The sequence below is a fragment of the Tateyamaria sp. genome (assembly GCF_059783535.1).
Map to the genome: position 1 here is coordinate 1 of NZ_JBYNDP010000128.1, position 9,721 is coordinate 9,721.

The 9,721-nt window shown below is 59.2% G+C and carries 11 protein-coding genes; 10 read left to right on the forward strand and 1 reads right to left on the reverse strand.

The window, feature by feature from the left end; genetic code table 11:
* Window positions 1–1,301, forward strand: a 1,301-nt coding sequence (preA, locus tag AC6RA8_RS18270) for an NAD-dependent dihydropyrimidine dehydrogenase subunit PreA (RefSeq protein ID WP_500354633.1), incomplete at its 5' end; no start/stop codon positions are given.
* Between the two features lie 45 nt (window positions 1,302–1,346).
* On the opposite strand, the gene AC6RA8_RS18275 is transcribed toward preA, so the two are convergent.
* Window positions 1,347–1,958: a TetR family transcriptional regulator C-terminal domain-containing protein gene (locus tag AC6RA8_RS18275; protein WP_500354635.1), complete on the reverse strand. Its 612-nt coding sequence runs from the start codon at window positions 1,956–1,958 to the stop codon at window positions 1,347–1,349.
* Between the two features lie 158 nt (window positions 1,959–2,116).
* Here AC6RA8_RS18275 and AC6RA8_RS18280 point away from each other — a divergent pair, with 158 nt between their 5' ends.
* From AC6RA8_RS18280 to AC6RA8_RS18320, 9 genes are all read left to right on the forward strand, one after another.
* Window positions 2,117–3,367, forward strand: a complete 1,251-nt coding sequence (locus AC6RA8_RS18280; RefSeq protein WP_500354637.1) for a Zn-dependent hydrolase — start codon at window positions 2,117–2,119, stop codon at window positions 3,365–3,367.
* A complete protein-coding gene (locus AC6RA8_RS18285) occupies window positions 3,364–3,900 on the forward strand; it encodes a hypothetical protein (RefSeq protein WP_500354639.1) in 537 nt (178 codons plus the stop codon). The genes AC6RA8_RS18280 and AC6RA8_RS18285 overlap by 4 nt, the downstream gene beginning before the upstream one ends.
* Window positions 3,901–3,984: 84 nt before the next feature.
* The gene (locus AC6RA8_RS18290) at window positions 3,985–4,305 is read left to right on the forward strand and encodes a hypothetical protein (protein ID WP_500354641.1); all 321 of its coding nucleotides are present in this window, start codon (window positions 3,985–3,987) and stop codon (window positions 4,303–4,305) included.
* Between the two features lie 67 nt (window positions 4,306–4,372).
* A complete protein-coding gene (gene hydA / locus AC6RA8_RS18295) occupies window positions 4,373–5,833 on the forward strand; it encodes a dihydropyrimidinase (RefSeq protein WP_500354643.1) in 1,461 nt (486 codons plus the stop codon).
* Between the two features lie 32 nt (window positions 5,834–5,865).
* On the forward strand, window positions 5,866–6,249 hold the full coding sequence (locus AC6RA8_RS18300) for a hypothetical protein (protein WP_500354645.1): 384 nt from the start codon (window positions 5,866–5,868) through the stop codon (window positions 6,247–6,249).
* Complete coding sequence (locus AC6RA8_RS18305) at window positions 6,242–7,021, forward strand: ABC transporter ATP-binding protein (protein ID WP_500354647.1); 780 nt, start codon at window positions 6,242–6,244, stop codon at window positions 7,019–7,021. Before AC6RA8_RS18300 ends, AC6RA8_RS18305 begins: the two co-directional genes overlap by 8 nt.
* 102 nt (window positions 7,022–7,123) lie before the next feature.
* Window positions 7,124–8,056, forward strand: a complete 933-nt coding sequence (locus AC6RA8_RS18310) for an ABC transporter permease (RefSeq protein WP_500354649.1) — start codon at window positions 7,124–7,126, stop codon at window positions 8,054–8,056.
* Complete coding sequence (locus tag AC6RA8_RS18315) at window positions 8,053–8,892, forward strand: ABC transporter permease (protein ID WP_500354651.1); 840 nt, start codon at window positions 8,053–8,055, stop codon at window positions 8,890–8,892. Before AC6RA8_RS18310 ends, AC6RA8_RS18315 begins: the two co-directional genes overlap by 4 nt.
* A 27-nt stretch (window positions 8,893–8,919) precedes the next feature.
* Window positions 8,920–9,721: ABC transporter substrate-binding protein (locus AC6RA8_RS18320; RefSeq protein WP_500354653.1), on the forward strand; the 802-nt coding region annotated here is incomplete at its 3' end.

Sequence of the window (9,721 nt, forward strand, 5' to 3'; positions counted from 1 at the left end):
CAAACCTTCAAAGCAATTTCATCGGGATCAAGTCACCCAACCCGTTCTGGCTGGCCTCTGCGCCACCCACGGACAAGGAATACAACGTCCGCCGTGCGTTCGAGGCCGGGTGGGGAGGCGTTGTCTGGAAAACTCTGGGTGAAGCCGGGCCGCCCGTCGTCAACGTCAATGGCCCCCGCTATGGCGCGATCTATGGCGCCGATCGGCGGCTGTTGGGCCTGAACAACATCGAGTTGATCACGGACCGACCCCTTGAGGTGAACCTGCAGGAGATCAAGGCCGTCAAACGTGACTACCCTGACCGGGCGATGGTCGTGTCACTTATGGTTCCATGTGAGGAAGACCCATGGGCCCGTATCTTGCCGCTGGTAGAAGACACAGGCGCGGATGGGGTTGAGCTGAATTTTGGCTGCCCGCATGGGATGTCTGAGCGCGGTATGGGGTCCGCTGTGGGGCAGGTGCCTGAATACATCGAGATGGTCACGCGCTGGGTCAAAAAGCACACACGGATGCCCGTGATTGTGAAGCTGACACCAAACATCACCGACATTCGCAAGCCAGCCTCTGCCGCGAAAGCAGGCGGCGCCGATGCGGTATCACTGATTAACACGATCAACTCGATCACATCGGTGGATCTGGACCTGTTTTCGCCCGAACCGACGATTGACGGTAAAGGTGCACATGGCGGGTATTGTGGCCCGGCGGTGAAGCCCATCGCCCTGAACATGGTGGCCGAGATTGCGCGCGATCCGTCGCTGCGCGAGATACCCATCAGCGGCATCGGCGGGGTGACCACCTGGAAGGATGCGGCGGAGTTCCTTGCCCTTGGCGCTGGCAATGTGCAGGTCTGCACGGCCGCCATGACCTATGGTTTCAAGATTGTGCAGGAGATGATCTCGGGCCTGTCTGACTACATGGACGAAAAAGGCCTCGCGTCAGTGGACGAGCTTGTGGGCCGCGCTGTGCCGAACGTGACGGACTGGCAGTACCTGAACCTGAATTACGTGAGCAAAGCAAAGATCAACCAGGATCTTTGCATCTCTTGTGGGCGCTGCTATGCGGCATGCGAGGACACGTCACACCAGGCCATTTCAATGTCCGATGATCGTGTGTTCGAAGTCATCGATGACGAATGCGTAGCCTGCAACCTGTGCGTCAACGTCTGTCCGGTCGAAAACTGCATCACGATGGAAGCGATGGAACCCGGCCTTACCGATCCCCGTACAGGGAAGGTGGTCGAGCCGGACTATGCCAACTGGACAACACATCCGAACAATCCATCAGCGACGGCAGCTGAGTAGAATTTCGGAAACTCAGCCTGCTCGCATTGGGAACGCGCACAGTTTTCAGGGGGCGAGCAGGCTGCGATACATCTGATCCAAAAAGCGCGCTGCGCTGTCATGCGGTTCGTCATCTAGCAACACGCGCACCTGACTATCGAAATCGGCGTAGTGCTGAGTTGTGGCCCAGATCGAAAACACAAGGTGCCGTGGATCGACCTGCGCGAGTTTGCCATCATCCATCCACGTCTGAATAACGGCGCATTTCTCGTCAAACAGCGGTTTCAGATCGGCCCGTAAATGTGGAAGCATGCGTGGGGCACCCTGCAGGATTTCACCTGCGAACAGGCGACTTTCGCGCGGAAGGTCGCGGGACATATCCAGCTTGCGCTGCACATAGTCGAGCAGTTCGGTCATGGGATCGCCCGCGGCATCCATTTCGACCAGCGGGTCCAGCCATGTCTCCATCAACTGGTTCAGCAGAGTGACATGTATCTCTTCCTTGCCGTTGAAGTAATACAGGATGTTGGGTTTCGAGAGGCCCGCCGCATCCGCAATCTGATCAAGCGTCGCGCCGCGGTAGCCGTGGGCGGAAAACACATCGAGGGCTGCATCAAGGATCAGACTGCGGTTACGCATCTGGATGCGGCTGGGTTTCTTCGATGTGTCGTCGGCCATGAGCGATCCTGTATCCGGCTCTGCTGCAAGTCTAGGCAGATGCATGTCTCTTGAGCAATTCTGTTCAAAGCAGTTCTTGACAGAAAAGCGTTGGCTGGCAATCGTAGCTTTACCAATTGGTCAAAAAGTGAACGACCATCGGCAAAAGGGGACATCACATGGCGGCACCGGGCGAAAATCTTCGGATCAACGGAGAGCGGCTGTGGGATAGCCTGATGGAGATGGCCAAGATCGGTCCCGGCGTGGCTGGCGGCAACAATCGACAGACCCTCACCGATGAAGATGCCGAAGGGCGCGCACTGTTCCATAGCTGGTGCGAGGCGGCGGGCTGCACCATGGGCTTGGACCAGATGGGCAACATGTTCGCGCGGCGCGAGGGTACGGACCCCGATGCGCTGCCGGTCTATGTGGGCAGCCACCTTGATACACAGCCGACTGGCGGCAAATATGACGGCGTGCTGGGCGTGTTGGGTGGTTTGGAGATCATCCGCACGCTCAACGATCTGGATGTGAAAACGAAGCACCCGATCGTCGTGACGAACTTCACCAATGAGGAAGGCACGCGCTACGCCCCCGCAATGCTGTCGTCCGGCGTGTTCGCTGGCATCCATACACAAGACTGGGCCTATGAACGCGAGGATGCGGAAGGCAAGAAGTTTGGCGACGAGTTGAAGCGCATCGGCTGGCGCGGGGACGAGGAAGTGGGCGCGCGCAAGATGCACGCGTTTTTCGAACTGCACATCGAACAAGGGCCCATTCTGGAATCGGAAAACAAGGATATTGGCGTTGTCACCCATGGCCAGGGGCTGAGTTGGACCGAGGTCACGATAACCGGCAAGGACAGCCACACCGGCTCGACGCCGATGCCGATGCGTAGGAATGCGGGGCTCGGCATGGCGCGCGTGCTGGAGAAGGTTGATGAGATCGCTTGGTCGCACAAACCACATGCGGTGGGCGCCGCGGGGCATATCGACGTCTACCCGAACTCGCGCAACGTGATCCCGGGCAAGGTTGTGTTCACCGTCGATTTCCGTTCACCCGAGCTTGAGGTGATCGAGGATATGGAGACGCGGCTGCGCCTCGAAGGTAAGAGGATTGCGGCCGAGATGGGGCTCGAGATTACCTTTGAAAAGGTCGGCGGCTTCGATCCCGTGGCCTTTGACGATGGCTGTGTGACCGCGGTGCGGTCGGCGGCGGAACGGTTGGGCTACAGCCACCAGAACATCATTTCAGGGGCCGGTCATGATGCATGCTGGATCAACCAGGTGGCGCCGACCGCCATGGTCATGTGTCCCTGCGTGGATGGCCTCAGCCACAATGAAGCCGAAGAGATCTCCAAGGAGTGGGCCGCGGCCGGGGCAGACGTTCTGATGCATGCGGTGGTGGAAACGGCGGAGATCGTCGGGTGATCAGCACCGCCCTCAAGATCGCCTCTGCCGCGGCGGTGGTCATCGCCGTTTACGGTGCAGGCTATGCGCACGGCAACAGGAACGTAGACCGGGCGGCGGAAACCATGGCGGCCATGTTCGCCGTGTTGAACGCCCCATCCGTTCAGGCCGTTTTGTCCGACGATGCAAGGCAAAGCATTGCAACAGCGCGCGATGCAGTTGCGGATGACGATTTCGATGCGGCGACATCCATTATTTCGTCGAAGATCGCGGACATTGCACAGACGGACTGCCAACCTTCCGGCAAGGTTTTTGCCGCCGAAGCCGGTGCATTGGTGAAGAATTGCGAGACCGGAATGTCAGCCGCCGTCGCGTCGATCAACAGCAATGGCACAACTACGGTGACCATCGGCGACCGACCGAAATCCGGCGCGCCCGGGACTGCGTTCGCCGACACGCTTGGTCGATTCGAGAGCTGTTTTCTCGTCTATGTCGCGCTCGAAGACGGGAGCGATCCCCTTCAGGCGCGCCTGACCTATGATTGCGGAGGATGAGCCCGTTGCTCGGAAACTCTACACGCGTATCCGATACCGCAACCGACCGGCTCGTTGCGAAGCGGATATCGGAAAGGGCTTGGCGTGATTGACCCGGACCTCAGTCTCGCAGACCGTATCGCCGATCTGGTGGCCGCGGAGGCGCTGGATGCGCCACGCGAGACCGCCGCCGAGCGGGCGATTTTACAGGGTTTTGAAGACGCTTTGGTGCAGCCCTTTGAGACGACGGTGAATTTCAGCGGGGGCGTCACGCAGCGCTGCTGGACCGTGACACGCAGCGATGGTGCCTATCGCGTGGTATACTTGCCGCGTGCGGGATACTTTTCGTTGTGCGTGGAGAGTGATTTCGGGCCTATGGACATCGGTGTGCATGGGCCAGCGTTGGGGTGTTTTGCATCCGTTTGACAGGGGCTCTGCCCGAGACCCCGTGGTATTTTTCGTCAGAAGAAACAGCTGACAGAGGAGAGATGACATGACCAAGGTGATCAAGGGCGGGATGGTCTGCACAGCGGACCGGACCTGGAAGGCCGATGTTCTGATTGAGGGTGAAACCATCAAGCAGATTGGCGAGGACCTGGTGGGCGATGAATACATCGACGCCGGAGGTGCGTACGTCATTCCCGGCGGGATCGACCCGCATACCCATCTGGAGATGCCTTTCATGGGCACCACCGCGGCCGAGACGTTTGAGTCGGGTACATGGGCTGCCGCTGTCGGTGGGACTACGATGATCGTGGATTTCTGCCTACCGGGAGCGGATGGGTCCATTAAGAACGCGATCAACGAGTGGCACCGCAAGTCTGCGCCGCAGATTTGCTCGGACGTGGGCTATCACATGGCCATCACCGGCTGGGACGAGAGCATCTTTAACGAAATGAAGGATGCCGTCGATATGGGCGTCAATTCGTTCAAGCACTTCATGGCCTACAAAGGCGCACTGATGATCGAGGATGACGAGATGTTCGCGTCCTTCAAGCGCTGCGCCGAGTTGGGTGCCTTGCCCATGGTCCATGCCGAGAACGGTGATCTGGTGGCCGAAATGCAGCAGAAGTATTTCGATCAGGGGATTACAGGGCCTGAAGGCCATGCCTATTCCCGCCCGCCCGAGTTCGAGGGCGAGGCGGCAAACCGAGCCATTACCATTGCGGATGCGGCGGGTGTTCCGCTCTACATCGTGCACGTGTCCTGCGAGCAGGCGCATGAAGCCATCCGGCGCGCGCGGCAAAAAGGGATGCGGGTCTATGGTGAGCCGCTGATCCAATTCCTGACGTTGGATGAGAGCGAGTATTTCAACAAGGATTGGGACCACGCGGCGCGGCGGGTGATGTCTCCCCCCTTCCGGTCGAAGGACCATCAGGATTCGCTTTGGGCGGGTCTGCAGGCTGGATCGTTGCAAGTGGTGGCGACAGACCATGCGGCGTTCAACACAGAACAGAAGCGTGCGGGTCGTGATGACTTCCGGATCATTCCCAACGGGTCGAACGGGCTGGAGGAGCGTCTGGCCGTGCTGTGGACCGAAGGGGTAGAGACAGGACGCCTGACTCCTAACGAGTTTGTGGCGACGACGTCCACAAATGTGGCGAAGATCCTGAACATTTATCCCAAGAAGGGTGCGATTGTTGAGGGCGCTGATGCGGATATTGTGGTGTGGGATCCCAAGATCACTAAGACAATTTCACCCACCAATCACCACTCCGTACTCGACTACAACGTGTTCGAGGGGTTCGAGGTGAAGGCACAGTCGCGCTATACGCTCAGCCGGGGTGAGGTGATCTGGGCCTGGGGCCAGAACTCGCAACCACAGCCCGGTCGGGGCAAGTTCGTGCCGCGTCCAGCGTTCCCGAGCGCATCGGTGGCACTGTCAAAGTGGAAAGCGCTCACGGCACCTAAGATGATCGAGCGTGATCCTTTGAACATTCCAGCGGGGATTTGATGCGCGTTAGAAGGGCAATAGCGGCACACTTTGTGGCTGTCCTCCTTTCTTCATTGCTTTTGTTCGTTGGGGTTGAAGCTGTGGTTTTTGGCTCTGTTGGCGTTCTTCAAGGCGTTGGAAAGTGGATTGGTGGGGTACTGATTTTCGTCGTTCTCGCAATTGCAAGTTTGCCAATCGGGCTGTTACTGCGCGGCGTTATCGGCAAACTGGGTATGTCTCCTTTTAGCGGCGCCATTCTGGGCGGCGTTTTGGTCAGTGTGATGCTGATGTTTTTGCTTCATCCTGCGATGTATCCGGGCGTTTCATTTTGGTCCCATCCGTTTACTTTGACGCTGGTTCATGGATTCGCTGGCTTTTGTGGTGGGGCACTCTGGCACACTGTTGAATTTGGACTTGGAGGTGAACACGTTGGCTGATTCAGTCATCTCCGCCCACAACCTCGATCTGACATTCCAAACCAACGACGGCCCGGTCCATGCGCTCAAGGGCGTATCTCTGGATATCGCCAAGGGTGATTTTGTTTCGTTCATTGGACCGTCCGGGTGCGGAAAGACCACTTTTCTGCGCTGTATGGCGGATCTTGAGACACCCACGGGCGGCTCGATCACTGTGAATGGCACGACGCCGGAAGAGGCGCGGAAGGCGCGCGCCTATGGCTATGTGTTCCAAGCAGCGGGGCTTTATCCATGGCGGACGATTGGACGGAACATCTCGCTGCCATTGGAGATCATGGGCTATTCGAAAGCCGAACAAGCCGAGCGGGTCGCGCGGACTTTGGAGCTGGTTGAGCTGTCGGGGTTCGAAAAGAAGTTTCCGTGGCAACTGTCCGGCGGTATGCAACAGCGCGCGTCGATCGCCCGGGCACTGGCCTTTGATGCGGACATCCTGTTGATGGACGAACCCTTTGGCGCGCTTGATGAGATTGTGCGGGATCACCTGAATGAGCAGCTTTTGCAGCTTTGGGCCCGGACGGAGAAGACCATCGCCTTTGTCACCCACTCGATCCCAGAGGCGGTGTATCTGTCGACCAAGATTGTGGTGATGTCGCCCCGGCCCGGGCGGATCACCGATGTGATCGAAAGCACGCTGCCGCGCGAACGGCCGCTCGACATCCGAGAGACGCCTGAGTTTCTAGAGATTGCGCACCGGGTGCGGGACGGGCTACGCGCAGGGCATGCCTATGACTGATCTGGGATCCTTGGCAAAGCGACCCTCCCCTCACGGCGGCAAAGCTGCCTGTCTGGCAATGGGGCGCGGTTTATCTGGCGAAATGAAGCAGGGGATGGCTTGATGCGATCCGTGCTACCAGTTCTGACCGTTTTGGCCGTCATCTTGGGCATCTGGTATCTTGCCGTGGCGCCCATGAACGTCCGCGTGGCCTTGGATCAGGCCGAGCGGGCGGGCGAGGTGATTGTACCCGAGGGGTCAGTGCCACGGCGCGAAGTATCCGTCTGGCGGCTCATGCTGAGCAATTCCGATCATGTCGGGCTGGGCTACGCACTTGAACGTCCGCGCCTTCCGACTCCTGCGCAGGTGGGGCAGGAGCTGTGGAAGACCACGGGTGCCATGGTTGCCAAAGGTCGGCCATGGTCCAAGCGCGGCTTGATCTATCATGGCTGGATCACTCTGCAATCAACGCTGTGGGGGTTTGCCCTTGGCACGCTTCTGGGCATCGTGGGGGCGGTGGCCACTGTCTATTCCCGCACGGCGCAGCTGAGCCTGATGCCATGGGCCATTATCAGCCAGACCATTCCCATCGTGGCGCTGGCGCCCATGATCATCGTGCTGTCAAGCCAGGTGGGGATTGAGGGACGTGGTGTGCCCAAGGCCATCATCTCGGCGTACTTGTGTTTCTTCCCGGTGCTGGTGGGTATGGTGAAGGGGCTGCGGGCGCCGGAAACGTCCCAGTTGGATTTGCTTCGTACGTACAATGCCAGCGGCTTACAGAGTTTTTTACGCCTGCGCTTGCCTGCTTCAGTGCCGTACCTGTTCACTTCTCTTAAGGTTGGCATTGCGGCGGCATTGGTTGGCACCATCGTGGGTGAGCTGCCGACCGGGGCCATCAGTGGCCTGGGTGCGCGCATCCTGATTGGCGACCAGTTTGGCACACCGTTGGCCATCTGGTCAGCGTTGTTTGCAGCCGCTGTTCTGGCCGGGGCGCTGGTGACTTTGCTTGACCTGATTCAGCGCATCACGCTGAAACGCATGGGGATGGCGACATGAGTTGGCTGATCCTTGCATTGCTGGCCTGGTTGGGCGGCTGGGCGCTGAACAGCTGGCTGGCCCATCGTGGCAACAGCCGAGCGGTTCGGATCGCGATCCCGGTGATCTTTGGTTTGACGCTGCTGGTCATATGGGAGGCGCTGGTGCGTGGCTTTGGCATCTCGCCCGTGATCCTGCCTGCGCCCTCGACCGTGGCACAGACGTTTGCTGCCTCTACCGATATTCTTTGGGTCGATTTCCATCAAACCGTGGTCAAGGGCGCGCTGCGTGGCTTTGCGATCGGGGCCATCGCGGCCTTTGTCGCCGCAGTCCTGATCGACCGGTCTGCCTTTTTGACGCGGGGCCTGCTGCCCATCGGCAACTTCGTGGCGGCCCTGCCCATTGTGGGCATCGCGCCCATCATGGTGAACTGGTTCGGCTTCGACTGGCAGTCCAAGGCGGCGGTTGTGGTGGTCATGGTGTTCTTCCCCATCCTTGTGAATACAGTGCAGGGCCTGAACGAAGCCTCGGCCATGCAGCGCGATCTGATGCGGACCTATGCCGCTGGATACTGGCAAACGCTGTTCCGCCTGCGTCTGCCCGCGGCCATGCCATTTATCTTTAACGGCCTGAAAATCGCCACCACGCTGGCGCTTATCGGGGCCATCGTTGCCGAATATTTCGGCTCTCCCACGCGCGGCATGGGTTTCCGCATCTCGACCGGCGTGGGAAGCTTGAGCATCGACCTTGTCTGGGCTGAAATCGCTGTCGCCGCCTTGGCGGGCACGGCATTCTACGGCATCGTGGCCTGGATCGAAAAGCGGGTGACCTTCTGGCACCCGTCACAACGCGGATAAAAAACTGCAATCACCTTGGAGGGTATCATGAAGATCAAAGCAACATTCGGAGCCGCAGCACTATCGCTCGTCGCCGGTGCATCCATGGCGGCGGATGACGTCACGCTGCAACTGAAATGGGTCACGCAGGCCCAGTTCGCCGGCTACTACGTGGCGTTGGAAAAAGGGTTCTACGGCGAGGAAGACCTGAACGTCACGATCAAGCCCGGCGGCCCGGACATTGCACCGACACAGGTGTTGGCCGGCGGTGGTGCTGATGTGACGGTCGAGTGGATGCCCGCCGCCCTGGCTGCCCGCGAAAAGGGCCTGCCGATGGTCAACATCGCACAACCGTTCAAATCGTCCGGTATGATGCTGACCTGCCGCAAGGATGCGGGCGTTGAGACGACCGAAGACTTCCCCGGCAAGACGCTGGGTGTCTGGTTCTTTGGCAACGAATTCCCCTTCCTGTCCTGGATGAGCCAGCTTGAGATTCCGACCGACGGATCGGATGCGGGTGTCGAGGTGCTGAAACAGGGCTTTAACGTCGACCCGATTCTGAACGGGCAGGCGGCGTGTGTTTCCACCATGACGTACAACGAATACTGGCAGGTGATCGACGCGGGCCTGTCGCCTGACGACCTGACCGTGTTCAAATACGAAGACAATGGCGTCGCGACGCTCGAAGACGGGCTCTATGTCCTTGAGGAAAACCTCACCGACCCGGCCTTCGAGGACAAAATGGTTCGCTTTGTTCGCGCCTCGATGAAAGGTTGGAAATACGCTGAGGAGAATCCGGACGAAGCCGCCGAGATCGTGCTGGAATTCGACGAGACCGGTGCCCAGACCG

Bases quoted from the DNA above. Each gene is read 5' to 3' on its own strand.
- AC6RA8_RS18275 (WP_500354635.1), bottom strand. From the start codon at position 1,958: ATGGCCGACGACACATCGAAGAAACCCAGCCGCATCCAGATGCGTAAC.
- AC6RA8_RS18280 (WP_500354637.1), top strand. From the start codon at position 2,117: ATGGCGGCACCGGGCGAAAATCTTCGGATCAACGGAGAGCGGCTGTGG.
- hydA (WP_500354643.1), top strand. From the start codon at position 4,373: ATGACCAAGGTGATCAAGGGCGGGATGGTCTGCACAGCGGACCGGACC.
- AC6RA8_RS18310 (WP_500354649.1), top strand. From the start codon at position 7,124: ATGCGATCCGTGCTACCAGTTCTGACCGTTTTGGCCGTCATCTTGGGC.
- AC6RA8_RS18315 (WP_500354651.1), top strand. From the start codon at position 8,053: ATGAGTTGGCTGATCCTTGCATTGCTGGCCTGGTTGGGCGGCTGGGCG.